This window comes from Eionea flava (assembly GCF_055393785.1).
Map to the genome: position 1 here is coordinate 484556 of NZ_AP036018.1, position 18723 is coordinate 503278.

General features: G+C 43.4%; 11 protein-coding genes. 7 read left to right on the plus strand and 4 right to left on the minus strand.

Going from position 1 to position 18723, the window contains the following annotated elements; translation table 11 throughout:
* Positions 1–228 precede the first annotated feature (228 nt).
* From rpoB to ACZ5O6_RS02235, 3 genes are all read left to right on the plus strand, one after another.
* A complete protein-coding gene (gene rpoB / locus ACZ5O6_RS02225) occupies positions 229–4314 on the plus strand; it encodes a DNA-directed RNA polymerase subunit beta (RefSeq protein ID WP_447092990.1) in 4086 nt (1361 codons plus the stop codon).
* 80 nt (positions 4315–4394) lie between these two features.
* Positions 4395–8624, plus strand: a complete 4230-nt coding sequence (gene rpoC, locus ACZ5O6_RS02230) for a DNA-directed RNA polymerase subunit beta' (protein WP_447092991.1) — start codon at positions 4395–4397, stop codon at positions 8622–8624.
* Between the two features lie 114 nt (positions 8625–8738).
* A complete protein-coding gene (locus ACZ5O6_RS02235) occupies positions 8739–9680 on the plus strand; it encodes a L,D-transpeptidase family protein (protein ID WP_447092992.1) in 942 nt (313 codons plus the stop codon).
* Between the two features lie 14 nt (positions 9681–9694).
* Here the strand turns inward: ACZ5O6_RS02235 and ACZ5O6_RS02240 are convergent, their stop codons facing one another.
* A complete protein-coding gene (locus ACZ5O6_RS02240; RefSeq protein ID WP_447092993.1) occupies positions 9695–10543 on the minus strand; it encodes a M14 family zinc carboxypeptidase in 849 nt (282 codons plus the stop codon).
* A gap of 91 nt (positions 10544–10634) precedes the next feature.
* Positions 10635–11093, minus strand: a complete 459-nt coding sequence (locus ACZ5O6_RS02245) for a hypothetical protein (RefSeq protein WP_447092994.1) — start codon at positions 11091–11093, stop codon at positions 10635–10637.
* 319 nt (positions 11094–11412) lie between these two features.
* On the opposite strand from ACZ5O6_RS02245, the gene rpsL reads away from it, so the two are divergent.
* From rpsL to tuf, 4 genes are all read left to right on the plus strand, one after another.
* Positions 11413–11784, plus strand: coding sequence for a 30S ribosomal protein S12 (gene rpsL / locus ACZ5O6_RS02250; RefSeq protein ID WP_009669144.1), 372 nt, complete (start codon positions 11413–11415; stop codon positions 11782–11784).
* Positions 11785–11923: 139 nt separating this feature from the next.
* The gene (rpsG, locus tag ACZ5O6_RS02255; protein WP_447092995.1) at positions 11924–12394 is read left to right on the plus strand and encodes a 30S ribosomal protein S7; all 471 of its coding nucleotides are present in this window, start codon (positions 11924–11926) and stop codon (positions 12392–12394) included.
* Between the two features lie 138 nt (positions 12395–12532).
* The gene (fusA, locus tag ACZ5O6_RS02260) at positions 12533–14641 is read left to right on the plus strand and encodes an elongation factor G (RefSeq protein WP_447092996.1); all 2109 of its coding nucleotides are present in this window, start codon (positions 12533–12535) and stop codon (positions 14639–14641) included.
* Positions 14642–14769: 128 nt separating this feature from the next.
* Positions 14770–15993 (plus strand): elongation factor Tu, encoded by a 1224-nt coding sequence (gene tuf, locus ACZ5O6_RS02265; RefSeq protein ID WP_464283529.1) that lies wholly within the window; start codon positions 14770–14772, stop codon positions 15991–15993.
* Between the two features lie 64 nt (positions 15994–16057).
* Here the strand turns inward: tuf and ACZ5O6_RS02270 are convergent, their stop codons facing one another.
* Together ACZ5O6_RS02270 and ACZ5O6_RS02275 are read right to left on the minus strand one after the other, a co-directional pair.
* Positions 16058–17209 (minus strand): IS4 family transposase, encoded by a 1152-nt coding sequence (locus tag ACZ5O6_RS02270; protein WP_447093036.1) that lies wholly within the window; start codon positions 17207–17209, stop codon positions 16058–16060.
* Between the two features lie 143 nt (positions 17210–17352).
* Positions 17353–18597: a retropepsin-like aspartic protease family protein gene (locus ACZ5O6_RS02275; RefSeq protein ID WP_447092165.1), complete on the minus strand. Its 1245-nt coding sequence runs from the start codon at positions 18595–18597 to the stop codon at positions 17353–17355.
* Positions 18598–18723: the final 126 nt, after the last annotated feature.

An 18723-nucleotide genomic window follows, 5' to 3' on the forward strand; every position in this document is an offset into this window, starting at 1 on the left:
TTAATGAGTCGATATTTTTGTCGACTCATCCAATAAAGGGTTAAGGCTGACGGGTTTTCTCGTCGGCCTTTTTCCGTTTGCAGTAAACGGTAAAACTGCACCCTATATTTAGAGTGCCTTTTGAAGGCTCTCTTAAGATAAGTGTAGCGTGAACTAGCAACGTTACATAAAAATAAAACGCATATTGCGTTGTAAGGCTAGCCCCTTTTATACAGCTGAGGCATACAGATGGCTTACTCATATACTGAGAAAAAACGTATCCGCAAGGACTTCGGCAAATTGCCCCACGTAATGGACGTCCCTTATCTTTTGGCGATCCAATTAGATTCATACCGTAAATTCACTCAGGCCGATATTTCTTTGGAAGAGCGCTTAGACATAGGTCTGCATGCGGCTTTCAAATCTGTATTTCCTATCGTGAGTTATTCAGGTAGCGCAGCACTTGAGTATGTTAGTTACAAATTAGGCAAAGTAGCCTTTGATGTTTCTGAATGTATTTCACGTGGTGCGACATATGCGGCCCCTTTGCGCGTAAAAGTACGTTTAATTATTTATGATAAAGAATCATCAAATAAGACCATCAAAGATATTAAAGAGCAAGAAGTCTACATGGGTGAAATCCCATTAATGACAGATAACGGAACGTTTGTTATCAATGGTACCGAGCGAGTGATTGTTTCTCAGCTGCATCGTTCTCCGGGTGTGTTCTTCGATCATGATAAAGGCAAAACACACTCTTCTGGTAAATTGTTGTATTCAGCACGTGTTATTCCTTACCGTGGTTCGTGGTTAGATTTTGAATTCGATCCAAAAGATCTTGTGTTCGTACGGATTGATCGCCGTCGAAAACTCCCCGCAACTATCTTGTTGCGTGCTTTAGGCTATACGTCTGAAGAAATGTTAGAGATGTTCTTTAGTACTAGTAGCTTTGAAATGAACAAAGATCGTGAGTGTTTGTTGGAGCTTGTGCCTTCGCGCCTTCGTGGCGACGTCGCGACATTCGACATTAAAGACAAAAAAGGCAAGGTACTTATCGAAGAAGGTCGTCGTATCACGGCGAAAAATATTCGTGACCTAGAAAAAGCCAAAGTAACACAGTTATTAGTGCCAGAAGAGTATTTGATCGGGCGTTCTTTAGCGAAAGATATTGTCGACACTAATTCGGGCGAGTTACTTTTTGAATGTAATACTGAAATCACAGCAGAAGTTATCGATAAGTTGGTTGAAGCGGGTATTACTTCAATTGAAACCCTCTATACCAATGAACTAGATTGTGGGCCATTTATTTCTGACACCCTACGTTCAGATGCTGCGCGTACAGAGCTAGAAGCCTTAGTTGAAATTTACCGCATGATGCGACCGGGTGAGCCACCAACAAAAGAGTCGGCTGAAGCTCTGTTCCAGAATCTATTCTTCACTCCCGACCGTTATGATCTATCAGTTGTAGGGCGAATGAAGTTTAATCGCCGTCTTAAGCGAGAAGATGAAACCGGCGAAGGTATCTTGTCAAAAGAAGATATCGTTGATGTATTAAAAACATTGATCGATATTCGTAACGGTAATGGTGTGGTTGATGATATTGATCACTTAGGTAACCGTCGTATTCGTTCTGTTGGTGAAATGGCAGAAAACCAATTCCGTGTTGGTCTTGTTCGTGTTGAGCGCGCGGTTAAAGAGCGCTTATCGGTTGCAGAGTCAGAAGGGTTAATGCCTCAAGACCTTGTTAACGCTAAACCGGTATCTGCAGCAGTAAAAGAATTCTTTGGTTCATCACAACTATCGCAGTTTATGGATCAGAACAATCCGTTATCAGAAATTACACACAAACGTCGTGTTTCTGCATTAGGCCCAGGCGGTTTAACGCGTGAGCGTGCAGGCTTTGAAGTACGTGACGTTCACCCGACGCATTATGGTCGAGTATGTCCTATCGAAACGCCAGAAGGACCAAATATTGGTTTGATTAACTCTCTGGCAACCTATGCTCGTACTAACCACTACGGCTTTTTAGAAAGTCCATATCGCCGTGTTGTTGATGGCAAAGTGACTGATGAAATTGATTTTTTATCAGCGATTAACGAAGCAGAGTATGTTATTGCACAGGCATCGGCAGAGTTAGATAAAAAAGGTAAGTTAGTCGACGAGCTTGTTTCTGTTCGTCACATGAACGAATTTACCTTAAAAGCTCCTCAAGATGTTCAGTATATGGATGTTTCACCGCGTCAGGTGGTTTCCGTTGCCGCATCGCTGATTCCTTTCCTTGAACACGATGATGCGAACCGTGCATTAATGGGTTCAAACATGCAACGCCAAGCTGTACCCACCTTAAAGGCGGATAAGCCGTTGGTTGGAACGGGCATGGAGCGCCATGTTGCTGCTGACTCTGGTGTGTGTGTTGTCGCTAAACGCGGTGGTGTTATTGAGCGTGTTGACGCTGCTCGTATTGTTGTCCGTGCTAGTGATAGTGAAACAGAAGCGGGTGATGCGGGTGTCGATATTTACAACCTGACCAAATATACCCGTTCAAACCAAAACACGTGTATCAATCAAAAACCGATTGTTCAGGTTGGCGATTCGATTGCACGCGGTGACATCCTTGCCGATGGGCCATCTGTTGATATGGGTGAGTTGGCATTAGGCCAAAACATGCGTATCGCATTTATGCCTTGGAACGGTTATAACTTTGAGGATTCCATCCTTGTTTCTGAACGTGTAGTTCAAGAAGACCGATTCACGACTATTCATATTCAAGAGCTTACTTGTATTGCTCGTGATACAAAATTAGGTAGTGAAGAAATCACAGCCGACATTCCCAATGTTGGCGAGAGCGCATTGTCTAAATTGGATGAGTCTGGCATCGTTTATATTGGTGCAGAAGTGGGGCCGGGTGACATCCTTGTGGGTAAAGTAACACCTAAAGGCGAAACTCAGCTAACGCCAGAAGAAAAGTTACTACGTGCAATCTTTGGTGAAAAAGCTTCAGACGTGAAAGATACGTCATCACGTGTTCCTTCAAGTACAAAAGGCACTGTTATTGATGTTCAGGTTTTCACTAGAGATGGCTTAGAAAAAGATCCGCGCTCAAAAGCGATTGAGGAAATGCAGCTTGAAAAAGTCCGTAAAGACTTAAATGAAGAGTTCCGCATTGTTGAAGCCGCAACGTTTGAGCGTTTGTACTCTGTACTTGATGGGCAAAAAGTTTCTGCCGGTAAAGCCGTTAAAAAAGGCACGGTATTAACGACAGAAATATTAACAGAGTTAGACAAAGATCAGCTGCTTAATCTTCGTGTTGCAGACGACGCTTTAAATGAGCAAATCGACCGTGCTGAAGAGCAGTTGAAAGAGCGTCGTGCGATTTTAGACGAGCGTTTTGAAGATAAGAAACGTAAGTTGCAAACAGGTGATGATTTGGCGCCTGGCGTATTAAAAATCGTCAAAGTTTATCTCGCGATTAAACGTCGTATCCAGCCGGGTGATAAAATGGCCGGTCGTCATGGTAACAAAGGGGTTATCTCGGTCATCATGCCGGTTGAAGATATGCCTTATGACGAAAATGGAGAACCAATTGATATCGTCCTGAACCCTCTAGGTGTTCCTTCTCGAATGAACGTTGGTCAGGTGTTAGAAATGCACCTAGGCTTGGCTGCGAAAGGCTTGGGTAATAAGATCGACGCTATGGTTCGTCAACAAAAGGCAGTCAAAGAAGTTCGTGGCTTCCTCGAAGATGTTTATAACAAAACGGGCGACGTGAAAGATCGAGAAGATCTGAAAAACTTCTCTGATAACGAAGTGATGGATTTGGCTAATAATTTACGTGGTGGTGTGCCGATGGCAACGCGCGTATTTGATGGAGCAAAAGAAACGGAAATTAAATCGCTATTACGCTTAGCTGATCTACCCGATAGTGGGCAGATGACATTATATGATGGCCGTTCGGGCGATGCTTTCACTCGACCAGTCACTGTTGGTTACATGTATGTATTGAAACTTAACCACTTGGTTGATGACAAAATGCATGCACGTTCTACGGGCTCATATAGCTTGGTGACACAGCAACCGCTCGGTGGTAAAGCACAGTTTGGTGGACAGCGTTTCGGAGAGATGGAAGTTTGGGCATTAGAAGCCTATGGTGCTGCCTATACACTTCAAGAAATGTTGACAGTGAAATCTGATGATGTCGCTGGTCGAACGAAAATGTATAAAAACATTGTTGATGGTGATCATCGCATGGAACCTGGAATGCCAGAATCGTTTAACGTGCTCGTTAAAGAGATTCGCTCTCTAGGTATTAATATGGAATTGGAAACAGATTCCTAAGCGATAGTTATCGGCGCATACCTCAGAACGGTATGCGCAAATTCACCACAAAATTTTAATCCTTACTTGGAGAAAGAGCCTTGAAAGACTTACTCAACTTGCTGAAGTCCCAGGGACAAAACGACGAATTTGATTCGATTCGTATTGGTCTAGCATCACCCGAAATGATTCGTTCATGGTCATTTGGTGAAGTGAAAAAACCAGAAACCATCAATTACCGAACGTTTAAGCCTGAGCGTGAAGGCTTGTTCTGTGCCAAAATTTTTGGCCCCGTTAAAGATTACGAATGCTTATGCGGTAAATATAAGCGCATGAAGCACCGCGGTATTATCTGTGAAAAATGTGGTGTTGAAGTAACTTTGGCTAAAGTTCGTCGTGACCGAATGGGCCATATTGAGCTTGCGAGCCCAGTGGCGCATATCTGGTTCTTAAAATCATTGCCTAGCCGTATTGGTCTTTTATTAGATATGACCTTGCGCAGCATCGAACGTGTGCTCTATTTTGAATCTTATGTGGTTACCGATCCCGGTATGACAACCTTAGAAAAAGGTCAGTTGTTAACGGACGAGCAATTTTTCGAAGCCATGGAAGAGTTCCCTGACGAATTTGAAGCGAAGATGGGTGCTGAAGCTATTCAGGACCTGATGAAAGACATTCATCTTGAAGAAGAAATTAATCGCCTACGCGAAGAGATTCCAGAGACTAATTCTGAGACAAAAATTAAGAAATTGTCTAAGCGTCTTAAATTGCTTGAAGCCTTTTTCTTTTCAGGTAACAAACCTGAGTGGATGGTGATGGAAGCCTTACCGATTCTTCCGCCTGATCTTCGTCCTTTAGTGCCTCTAGATGGTGGTCGTTTTGCCACATCTGACTTGAATGATTTGTACCGCCGTGTGATCAACCGTAACAATCGTTTGAAGCGTTTATTAGATCTTAATGCGCCTGATATCATCGTACGTAACGAAAAGCGTATGTTGCAAGAGTCGGTGGATGCACTGTTAGATAATGGTCGTCGCGGTCGTGCGATTACCGGTTCTAATAAGCGCCCATTAAAATCACTTGCAGATATGATTAAAGGTAAGCAAGGCCGTTTCCGTCAAAACCTTCTTGGTAAGCGTGTTGACTATTCAGGACGTTCGGTGATTGTAACGGGGCCTACTCTGCGCCTGCATCAGTGTGGTCTACCGAAAAAAATGGCGTTGGAATTATTTAAGCCATTTATCTTTAGCAAGCTAGAATTGCGCGGTCTTGCAACAACCATTAAAGCTGCTAAGAAAATGGTTGAGCGAGAAGAGCCCGTAGTATGGGATATTCTCGATGAAGTCATTCGCGAGCATCCTGTATTGCTAAACCGTGCACCAACTCTTCACCGCTTGGGTATTCAAGCGTTTGAGCCAGTATTGATTGAAGGTAAAGCAATTCAGTTGCACCCTCTTGTCTGTGCGGCATACAACGCCGACTTCGATGGCGACCAAATGGCGGTTCACGTACCACTAACTATCGAAGCTCAACTAGAAGCACGCGCGTTGATGATGTCAACGAATAACATCTTATCTCCAGCATCAGGTGAGCCGATTATCGTGCCATCACAGGATGTTGTATTAGGCCTTTATTGGATGACGCGTGATCGTGTTAATGCGCTTGGTGAAGGCATGGTATTTTCTGATACGTCAGAAGTATCCCGTGCTTATTATGCTGATCAAGTTGATCTTCAGGCGCGCATTAAAGTGCGTATCACTGAAGTGACAAAAAACGAAGATGGTGAAGAAGAGACAAAAACCGCTATACAAGATACTACCGTAGGTCGTGTTTTGTTCTGGGAAATTGTGCCCGAAGGTATGCCATTCGATATGGTGAACACACCGATGGTGAAAAAGGCCATTTCTAAAGTTATTAACTATTGTTATCGTGTTGTTGGATTGAAAGCGACGGTTATATTTGCTGACCAACTCATGTACATGGGCTACAAGTTTTCAACGCGCTCAGGTTCTTCTATTGGTGTTAATGACTTTGCCATCCCCGATAGTAAGGCAGAGATTATTGCTCGTGCCGATAACGAAGTGAAAGAAATTGAAAGTCAGTTTGCCTCGGGTCTTGTGACTCAAGGTGAAAAATATAACAAAGTGATTGATATTTGGTCTCGTGCCAACGACCTTGTTGCTAAGTCAATGATGGAAGGTATTTCGAAAGAAAGTGTTATCAATCGCGACGGTGAAGAAGAGCAGCAAGATTCTTACAACTCCGTATTTATGTATGCTGATTCTGGTGCGCGTGGTTCGCCTGCACAGATTCGTCAGTTAGCCGGTATGCGTGGTTTGATGGCGCGTCCAGATGGTTCAATTATTGAAACACCTATTACCGCAAACTTCCGTGAAGGACTTAACGTACTCCAGTACTTTATTTCTACGCACGGTGCACGTAAAGGTCTCGCGGATACCGCACTTAAAACCGCTAACTCAGGTTACTTAACTCGCCGTTTAGTGGATGTTGCTCAGGATCTTGTTGTTACTGAAATTGATTGTGGTACTGAGGAAGGCTTAACGTTAACGCCAATTATTGAAGGTGGTGACATTATTGATCCGCTAGGTGATCGAGTGTTAGGTCGTGTAGTGGCTCAAGATGTTGTTGATGCTGCAACGGGCGAAGTGCTTCTCGAAGCTGGCACGATGATTGATGAGAAGTTGGTTGGTATTGTTGAAGCTAATGCGATTGATGAAATTGTAGTTCGCTCGGCAATGACTTGTGAAACACGTCATGGTATTTGTTCCAAATGTTACGGTCGTGATTTGGCTCGTGGGCATTTAGTGAATGTTGGTGAGGCCGTAGGTGTTATTGCGGCACAATCTATTGGTGAGCCGGGTACACAGTTAACGATGCGTACCTTCCACATTGGTGGTGCCGCGAGTAGAGCGTCTGCTGTTGATAGTGTTCAAGTTAAGCAAGAAGGTACAGTCCGCCTACACAACGTAAAAGTTGTCGAGAATGCAAATAAACATTTGGTTGCGGTTTCTCGTTCGGGTGAGCTCGCCGTAGCTGACGCGACGGGTCGTGAGCGTGAACGTTATAAAATTCCATATGGTGCGGTAATTTCTGTACAGGATGGTGCATCGGTTGACGGTGGTGCCATTATCGCGAAGTGGGATCCACATACGCATCCAATTATCACTGAAGTGGCAGGTAAGGTTTCATTTTCTGGCATGGAAGATGGATTATCAATTCGTCGCCAAACAGATGACCTGACTGGTCTGACATCGATTGAAATCATTGATCCAGCCGAGCGTCCAGCGGCGGGTAAAGACTTAAAGCCTGCAATCACATTGATGGGGCCAAACGGTGAAGAGCTAACTTTGGCAAACACTAATGTACCTGCACACTATATGCTCCCATCGAAAGCGATTTTAAGTTTGAATGATGGTGACGAAATTGGTGTTGGTGATATTATTGCGCGTATTCCTCAAGAAGGATCTAAAACACGTGATATTACCGGTGGTCTACCGCGTGTTGCTGACTTGTTTGAAGCGCGTAAGCCTAAAGAGCCTGCGATTCTTGCAGAAATATCGGGTACCGTTAGCTTTGGTAAAGAGACTAAAGGTAAGTTCCGCTTAGTGATTACACCAACCGATGGCAAGCCATTAGAAGATGGTTCTGATCATTATGAAGTGTTGATTCCTAAGCATCGTCAAATGACTGTGTTTGAAGGTGAGCAAGTCGAGAAGGGTGAAGTTGTATCTGATGGCCCAAGTAACCCGCATGATATTCTTCGTTTACGTGGCGTAGAGGCGCTTGCCCGTTATATTACTAACGAGATTCAAGACGTTTATCGTTTACAGGGTGTAAAAATTAACGATAAGCATATTGAAACCATTGTTAGACAAATGCTGCGTAAAGTAGAAATCACCGGTATGGGTGAGTCTAGTTTCGTTAAGGGCGAGCAGGTTGAATTTACCGATGTGCTTGAGCAAAACGAAGGCCTGCGTGCCGATGATAAACTGCCAGCACGCTTCCAGAGACAACTGCTAGGTATTACAAAAGCATCGCTGGCAACAGAGTCGTTTATTTCAGCGGCTTCGTTCCAGGAAACAACACGCGTACTTACAGAAGCGGCGGTCACGGGTAAGAAGGATTACTTGCGCGGCTTGAAAGAAAACGTTGTTGTTGGTCGTTTGATTCCAGCGGGTACAGGCCTTGCTTATCATGCTGAGCGTAAGCGTCAGCGAGCGGCAGAAGTTGTTGACTCTCATTCAGAGGGGGTCAGTGCTGAAGATGTTGAAGCGGCACTTACTGAAGCGCTTCAATCTAATGCAAGCTAAGTAAATTTTGTCGATCTGACCACAAAAGCCTCCTTTTTAGGGGGCTTTTTTATAACCAACTATTTATAATAGTGGTATTAAAACTTCCTGTTTCTAAAGGCAAACAACGTTAAAATGAAAATAATTTGTAAAGCCTCACTTGTTTTCTTACTAGCATATAGTGTTATCGCCTCCTCTCAGGTGCCCGATTTCACTTTGCAGCCTGATTACACCATGCAGCCTCAATCATTGATTGATGTCGCACCTAGTTACCCTCACGTTATTATCTCTGAGTTAACGACAGGTAAGCTTTACGTTTATAAACGCCAATCTGATGGTACTTTTCGTTTGCTAGAAACGATGCATACATCCATTGGCAAAAAGGGATTTGGTAAGGAGATTGAAGGGGACAATAAGACACCCATTGGGGTTTATCGTATTACCAGTCATCTCACGCCGACGCAGCTCGATGACTTTTATGGCAATGCAGCTTATCCCGTTAATTATCCGAATGCATGGGATAAAATTAACGAACGTACAGGTTACGGCATTTGGTTGCATGCAGAACCTATTGGCTTAACAGAAAAAACGCGCCCCTTGCTGGATAGCAATGGTTGTATTGTTCTTTCAAATAACGATATTGATATTATTAACCAATATGTTGATGTGGGTTACACCTATATTGTCATGACGCCGGAAGTGCGTATGGTTAAGGTTGAAGAAATTACCGAATTGCGCAAAGAGCTTTACGATCGCCTTGATCAATGGGAGCGAGCGTGGGAGTCTTTATATGCAGAGCCTTACCTTGATTTTTATTCTAAAAATTTTACAAATTTAGAAAAAAATATTGATGAATGGAAGGCTTATAAGAAACGAGTGAATGGTAATAAGTCATTTGTCGATGTAGCTATTTCGGATGTCGGCATCTACCGTTACCCCGGTGAAGACGATATGGTGTGGGTTGAGTATTACCAAACCTATAACAGTAGTAATTATCGTTCACGTGGATGGAAACGTCAGTTATGGAAAAAAGAGGCTGATAACGTTTGGCGTATTACTTACGAGGGGGGTGGTTAATGTCATCCATCGCTTTAGTTTAATTTTGGCACTTCTCGTTTTAGCCAGCGAACAATATCAACCCACATCCGAGTAATTTCTTGATCGCTCGGCATAATTCCTGCTGACGCTAGCTCTACGGTTACCACTGGGATATTTAAGTCCACACCTGCGTAATTACCTAATGATCCAGGGTATGTTCCCAATAGTCTAAGCTGTAAATTGCCTAGGCGTTTTGGGGCGTTTATAGCGCCATCAAAATCAACCAGCCTATGGGGTGCATGTACGGCGATAATAACGCTGGGAGCAAAGCTTTCTATCTTATTGCTAAACCATTGCGTTTCTAGCTCGCTCAATGCATAGGGGCCTGGATAGCGACGGGGGTTTTTATAGGTTCTTTCTTTCCAGTATTTGAGCGCTAAGGCGTCCCAGTTTTTAGAAGGGAAGTTACGATTTAGATCGACGCCGTTGGCATTTTGCCGTTGGGATTTTTTTTGCAGTAAGCCATCGGGATTGAGATTAGGAATGACCAACCAATGAAAGAGGCCAGAATGGTGTTGGTTGAGCTTTTCCATCCAACGAAACATAATCGAAATAGCCGAATATTCATCGCCATGAATGCCACCCATCAGTAATACCTTTCCTAACGGTCTTTTACCCTCTACTGGTAAGTATTCTTTATAGGCTAAAGGGTAGCCAAAAGTGGATTTTGAGCCATCACTGGTAAGTTGCTGTTGTATGCAGTCCTTGCTGTTTACACTACCTAGCTTGTTGCCTATGTCTTCACAGAGTTGAAAAATTGTTTTATCGTCAGCGAAAGCGGCTTGCGTATTAATACTGAGAATAATAAGGGATAGTAATACCCTTTTTATGGAAGGACACATAAGGACTCTATAATTTTTATGGTGTGTTTTTCATAATCAATTATAGACCTTGTGTGAGGAATGCCCAATGGGCATTCCCTTCTTTATGCGTTTATTCAGCGCTTTTTTTGTTGAGTAAGCGGCTGATGCAGCTATCAGGGTTTTTAAGTTCAATGAATATTAGGGCGACGGCTGATAGCCAGGTAAGGCATGCCATGCCAAAAAGAATGCCGGAATCATCACCAATTTGCAGCGCAGTATCAGGGTCAAAATGTGGCATTACAATACCTAGCGGTGTGAATAGATGAAAGAAGATCGCACCCGTCATAATGCCCATAGCCATTACAGCGGCGAGTGAACGGAACTTGGTAAATAGCAAAATAGCGGTGACAAGCTCGGCGGCACCAATCATGTAGCCACCATATACACCGAACCACGTTAGCCCCGACCATTCTGCTAGGGTAGTAAATATATGCTGAGTTTCTAATGAATTACTGAATTTAAAAGGCAGTGATTGAAGAAAGACGAAAGCGATAAAGATACAGAGTGCTAGGGGAATATACTTTTTCATAGTGATTATTCTCTATTGTTATGTTGTTATAAATTAGGCATCTGTTTACATCGGCGTACCCCGGATAAACAACGCGTGGTTGCGATTGTAGACCATCTAAATACCTATATGTTCAATATGTCGTACATTATACATTCTGTTGACCCAGCCTCTATTAATCCGTACAATGCGCAACCCCTATTTGAGGGCATGATCCTTATTTCATACAAATACAGGGTTTTTTACATTAATAGCCAATTTCTCACTCTTTGTTATCTTTGATTTTAGGTGCTTTGAGCAATAAGAGAAGGCGGCGTCAACATAGTTGGAGTTATATTTCATGGCAACGATCAACCAATTGGTTCGTAAGCCTAGAAAGCGTAAAGTACAAAAGAGTGACGTACCTGCTTTACAAGGTAACCCTCAGAAACGTGGCGTATGTACGCGCGTTTATACCACTACACCGAAAAAACCAAACTCGGCATTGCGTAAAGTATGTCGTGTTCGCCTAACTAACGGCTTTGAGGTAACTTCGTACATTGGTGGTGAAGGGCATAACCTTCAAGAGCATAGTGTGGTATTGATTCGTGGCGGTCGTGTAAAAGATTTGCCAGGTGTTCGTTATCACACCGTTCGCGGTAGCTTAGACACCTCAGGTGTTGCTGACCGTAAGCAAGGTCGTTCTAAGTACGGTACTAAACGTCCTAAGTAATGGGCTTTTAATTAGTACACGTTTTTTAGAAAAGATTGAACGAAGAGTAAGGCTAAGCGCAGTCGAGAGCAGTAATGCTTTAGTGTCGTCTTAGAATTAACCTGAAACAGAGGCCGAGGCCAAACAGAGGCGTAACAACATGCCAAGAAGAAGAGTCGTCGCGAAACGCGAGATATTACCTGATCCTAAATTCGGTAATATCACGCTAGCGAAATTTATGAACATACTAATGATCAGCGGTAAAAAAGCCGTTGCTGAACGCATTGTTTACGGCGCGTTAGATTTAGTTGCTCAAAAATCAGATAAAGATGCGTTAGAAACATTTAACGAAGCCCTAGAAAAAATTGCTCCACTCGTCGAAGTTAAGTCTCGTCGTGTTGGTGGTGCAACCTATCAAGTGCCCGTTGAAGTTCGCCCAGCTCGCCGTGAAGCGCTTGCTATGCGTTGGTTGGTAGAGTACTCACGTAACCGTAGCGAGAAGTCAATGGCTGCGCGCTTAGCGGGTGAGTTGATGGATGCAGCGCAAGGTAAAGGCGGATCCGTTAAAAAGCGTGAAGATGTTCACCGTATGGCGGAAGCGAACAAAGCGTTCTCACACTACCGCTTCTAAATTTTTTGCTTCAAGCCTTCATTTAGCGATGGCTTGTTAGTAATGGTTTAATAATAAGAGTGTAATAAAAGGCAGCTATTATCAGCTGCCTTTTTTTTAATGCTGTTTTTAATAGTACTTCATACAGAGGAATAAGCTGTGGCACGTAAGACTCCACTATCCCGTTATCGTAATATTGGTATTTGTGCGCATGTTGACGCTGGTAAAACGACGACAACTGAGCGCGTACTTTTTTATACAGGCCTTTCTCATAAAATTGGTGAAGTGCACGATGGTGCGGCAACCATGGACTGGATGGAGCAGGAGCAGGAGCGCGGCATTACTATTACGTCGGCGGCGACCACTTGTTTTTGGGCGGGTATGCAGCAGCAGTACGATCAGCATCGTATTAATATTATTGATACGCCGGGACACGTTGACTTTACTATTGAAGTTGAGCGGTCTTTGCGTGTGCTTGATGGTGCAGTCGTTGTGCTATGTGGTTCGTCAGGTGTTCAACCGCAAACAGAAACTGTGTGGCGCCAAGCGAATAAGTACGAAGTGCCGCGTATGGTATTTGTCAATAAAATGGATCGCGCAGGTGCGGATTTCGAGATGGTTGTCGACCAATTGCGTACACGTTTGAAAGCAAATCCAGTGCCTCTTCAAATGACTATTGGCTCCGAGGATGAATTTAAGGGTGTCGTTGATCTCGTTAAAATGAAAACGATATTGTGGAATGAAACGGATCAAGGAATGACGTTCGAGTACGGTGATATTCCCACTGATATGCAGGAAGTTTGCGAGAATATGCGAGAGTATATGATTGAGGCGGCTGCAGAAGCATCAGATGAACTTATGGATAAGTACTTAGAGGGCGAAGAGCTGACAGAAGACGAGATTAAAGCGGGTATTCGTATGCGCACCTTATCAAATGAAATTGTCCCTGTGATTGGTGGTTCTGCCTTTAAAAATAAAGGTGTTCAGGCCATGCTCGATGCTGTGGTTGACTATCTACCTTCGCCAACAGAAGTTAAGGCAATTGAGGGTACATTGGATGATGAGGAAACGATTGCACATCGTGAAGCGGATGACGAAGCACCATTCTCCGCGTTAGCGTTTAAAATTGCTACCGACCCGTTTGTGGGGACACTAACCTTCTTTCGAGTTTATTCCGGTACGCTAGAAAGCGGCACTTCAGTTTACAACGCAGTTAAAGGTAAGCGTGAACGTGTTGGGCGTATGGTGCAAATGCACGCTAATTCGCGCGAAGAAATAAAAGAGGTGCGAGCCGGCGATATTGCTGCAGCCATTGGCCTTAAGGATGTCACTACCGGTGATACCCTCTGTTCTGAAAACGGCAAAATCGTGCTTGAGCGAATGGAGTTTCCCGAGCCGGTTATTTCTGTTGCGGTAGAGCCAAGAACCAAAGCCGATCAAGATAAAATGGCGGTTGCTTTGGGTAAACTTGCGCAAGAAGACCCCTCTTTTCGTGTCAAAACAGATGAAGAAACCGGCCAGACTATTATTTCTGGAATGGGTGAGTTACACCTCGATATTCTTGTCGACCGTATGAGTCGAGAATTTAGTGTGGAAGCAAATATCGGTAAACCACAAGTGGCTTACCGTGAGCGAATTACTAGTGTTTCTGATATTGAAGGAAAGTTTGTTCGCCAGTCGGGTGGGCGTGGTCAGTATGGACACGTATGGGTGAAATTTGAACCCGCTGATGATAACAACGCTGAAGGTTTAGAGTTTGTTAACGAAATTGTAGGCGGTGCTGTACCTAAGGAATATATTCCAGCTGTAGAGAAAGGTATTACCGAGCAAATGCAAAACGGCGTTCTAGCGGGCTATCCATTATTAGGTTTAAAAGCAACACTATACGATGGTTCTTTTCATGATGTTGACTCAAACGAAATGGCGTTTAAAATAGCGGCCTCAATGGCGACTAAAAAATTGGCAGAAAATGGTGGCGCAAAACTATTAGAGCCGATGATGAAAGTGGAAGTTGTGACCCCAGAAGAAAATATGGGCGATGTTGTCGGTGACTTGAATCGACGTCGCGGCATTATTTTAGGTATGGAAGAAGCGATTTTGGGGAAAGTGGTGAATGCGCAAGTGCCGCTATCTGAAATGTTTGGCTATGCGACAGATTTACGATCGGCGACTCAGGGGCGTGCAACGTTTGCCATGGAGTTTGATCAATATGTCGAAGCGCCGAATAATGTGGCTCAAGAAATTATGGCAAAAAATGGCATGATTTAATGTTTGGTGATCACACGAAAGCTGCCGGCGTATCGCCTATTGCCGGTGCGATTAGTTCGTCAATATTTTTCGATTATTTTTATTAAAAAATTTGCAAATATGCAAAATTATTAGAGGAGTTTGTCACTGTGGCAAAAGAAAAGTTTGAACGTAATAAACCTCACGTCAACGTGGGAACAATTGGTCACGTTGACCATGGTAAAACAACATTAACGGCTGCACTAACGCGCGTTTGTGCGGAAGTATGGGGCGGCGACGCGGTTGCATTCGACGGTATCGATAATGCACCAGAAGAGCGTGAGCGCGGTATTACGATTGCAACTTCGCACGTTGAATATGATTCGCCTACACGTCACTACGCACACGTAGACTGCCCGGGTCACGCCGACTATGTTAAGAACATGATTACCGGTGCGGCACAAATGGATGGCGCTATCCTTGTTTGTGGTGCGACCGACGGTCCTATGCCACAAACACGTGAGCACATCTTGTTGTCACGTCAGGTAGGTGTACCATTTATCGTTGTATTCCTAAACAAAGCCGACTTGCTTGCAGAAGATTGCGGCGGCGTGGGTTCAGAAGAATACACAGAAATGCTAGAACTCGTTGAAATGGAATTGCGTGAACTATTAGACCTTTACGAATTTCCTGGCGACGATACGCCAATCATCGCAGGTTCTGCATTAATGGCATTGAACGGCGAAGATGATAACGAATTAGGCACAACAGCAGTTAAGTCGCTGGTTGAAGCCCTAGATTCATACATTCCAGAGCCAGAGCGTGCTATCGATCAGCCATTCTTGATGCCAATTGAAGACGTGTTCTCAATTTCAGGCCGCGGTACTGTAGTTACCGGTCGTGTTGAGCGTGGTATCGTTAAAGTCGGTGAAGAAATCGAAATCGTTGGTATCAAAGAAACTACGAAAACCACGTGTACGGGTGTTGAGATGTTCCGTAAATTGCTTGACGAAGGTCGTGCAGGTGAGAACGTTGGTGTTCTATTGCGTGGTACTAAACGTGAAGAGATTGAGCGCGGTCAAGTATTGTGTGTTCCCGGTTCAGTGAAGCCGCACACGACATTCGAAGCTGAAGTTTATGTGTTGTCAAAAGATGAAGGTGGTCGTCATACGCCATTCTTTAAAGGCTACCGTCCACAGTTCTACTTCCGTACTACTGATGTGACCGGAGCGTGTGAATTACCAGAAGGCGTAGAAATGGTTATGCCAGGTGATAACATTCAGATGGTTGTGACCTTGATTCACCCAATTGCGATGGAAGACGGTTTGCGTTTTGCGATTCGTGAAGGTGGTCGTACGGTTGGTGCAGGTGTTGTAGCAAAAATTATTGAGTAAATGTCGCTCGCAATACGTGTTTAAAAAAGGTCGCCAATGGCCACTACTGTCCCACAGTTTGAAATCATAAGACCAACCTCATTTGAGGTTGGTCTTTTTGTTTAGGAGGAGGACTTGGATCAAGTATCTCTCTCAAGGCTTTTCGTTCAAATAAATTGAGTTGGATCACCCGAAGAATGCGCTGCACTGTCCACCCTTTCTTTGCTGAATGCCGAGCAAAAGCGAGTAGTAAATAGGTAATCATTGCTATCCAAATTTGTGTCAATATGGCGTTTTTTGATAAGCCTAAAAACGCTTTGATTTGTAAGTTTTGCTTAATCGCTTTGAAGAATAATTCGACTTGCCAGCGGTCTTTGTAAATGGCAGCAATCGTACTCGCCGCCAGTATTAAATTGTTGGTTAAAAACGTATAGAACTTACCGCTATTTTTGTCTCGGTAGCCTATCCGTCGTAGCGTAGGCGCACCGCGTTTGATGGCGTGAGCACTGCTCAGCTGAATAACTTGATCACTTGAAACGCCTTTCTTTTTGTTGACTTCTCTGCGCTCTAACACGCGGTAAACGGCTTTAGATCGTAGGCGCGTTACGAACGATACACCTTGCTGTGTAAGACTTCCAAACCATTGGTAGTCCACATACCCCTTATCAAAAGCAACAATGCTTCCTTTTGGAAAGGTGAATTCTCTACCTTTAACCATATCATTTTCGTTGCCATCACTCAGTGCGACAAACTCAGGCATCAGTGTTCCATGGTTCAAGCCCACGCTGAGTTTTACATTAGCGGTATCATCTCGATGAGCTGCCCAAGGAAACAGTTTTAGTGAGAGATCAATCGCACTTGCATCCAGTGAATACAATGGATTTTTGAAACGGAATTTGTGCTGGCCGGATTGGTTTTTACAGCGATTCAGTAGTTTATAAAAAAGTGCTTCGTAGAGTTCTGCAGGTTGATTGGCATTTAATCGAGATAGCGTTGATTTTGAAACGGGTTTTGCACCCAAGTGATACAGCTTATCCTGTTGAGATTCTAAATTAGATTGAATATCTCGTAGGCTTTGGCGGCCAGATAGCTGCGACATCGCCATACCAATAAACTGATCCCAGCGAGTGGCCGACCTTAATTTTTGCCCTACATGATGCTTTTTAGCAAGCCCTTCAAATTCATGTCTAGATAATGGTTTTAGTAACTGATGAAATGCGGTGTTATGATGTGACAAAGCCTGAACCCCTTTGTTAGTAATGTTTTCTTCGCAGAATCATTATAACAAGTGAGGTTCAGGCTTTCTTATCTAGATCAAACTGTGGGACAGTAGTGGCCAATGGCGGCCTTTTTTGTTCGTCTTGCCTATTGAAATTTACGTTAACGTGAAGTATTTTTTTCTAATATTAGCGCTGCGTTTTCTTGGTCAATTTGAAAAGTGAATTGCTGTAAAACGTTCATGCCAAGTAGCCCATTGCTATGGCTTGATGTGGGGAAGTCGAGAACGGCTATTTCTATATTTTCTAACAGATACTCCCCAATAAAGAACTCCTTTGCTGTATACACTGCTCCGGAAGTTTTCCCGTTTGCCGTTAAAAAATTTTGTTGCCGTAAAAAAGATAAGTTACTTGTGCGTTTAATAGTGTTGAAGTGTGTTTTGTTAATTGTGGTGAGTGATGCGCCAGTATCAATCAGTAACTGTGTCGAGCTACTTGATATTTTTGTTGAGACGATAAATTGATTTGCGACTCTTTTTAGTGGTATTGACAGCTTCGAATCCTCGTTTTCGCGATTATTTTGCACTGATGTTTCATTTTCTTCCTTTGGGAAAATAGCGGCTGCTTGAGCGCTCCATTCTGGAGTATTTGGTAGCTTTGATAGTTGTTCCTTTGCAAGGTATTTGTCGCCTGCTCGTAAGTAAAGGGCGGCTAAGCGAACAATGTCTTTGTTCTCTAATAATTCTAGGCTTCCGGCATATTCGTAAATCGTTACCAATTCTTGATTGCGTTTTTGGTTTGAGAGTTGAGTGTCGATATAGTTTATTATTTTTCTATATGTTTCTGTGATCAGTGATTTTTTTTGGTTGGTGTATGCGTAGCTGTTGGCTTGCTGGAGTGTGATAAGTGCTTCGTAAAAATTTTCTAACAGTACGTATTGTTGGCTTTGTAGTAATAGAGCCTCTGTGTCGTCATAAAATGTTGCTAAGTAAGTGTTTAAAGCGTCGCTGGTTCTTCCTTTGTTTTGCTCAGGGGTGCTGAGAAGTGTCAAAATGTGATCAATGTAAGATGCTTTAAAATTTGAGTGTTCGGTTGAGTCGATGGGTGTCTCATAGAGAATGTTGACGGCTTGTTTGTACATGCCATCATTCAGTAGTTTCGAAAAGTTTGTTTTTGGTTGGGAGGAAAACTCTTGATTAGAGCGTTCAGCGGTTGATGGCTTCGTCTGGTTTTGTTTGGCTGTCGCAATTCCTATTTTTTGGCTTAATGTTTTTGTTATTTGTGTTTCTGTGGATTTCTCTTCTGCAGTCTGTGTTGGTGGTGTTTGTTGTGACTTGTTGCTAGAGCCAAGCCAGTATCCAACACTTAGGCAGATTGAGATTAAACAGATAGCAAACATCCACTTCATTTGAATGGTCTTTTGGTTGGTAGATTTAAAAGTATTATTCACTATAGAGTAAGCGGAATGTTTATGGCAAGTCCGGTTGTTTATCAGCCTAAATTAATGTGAGTGCAATGATACGTTACATTTGAA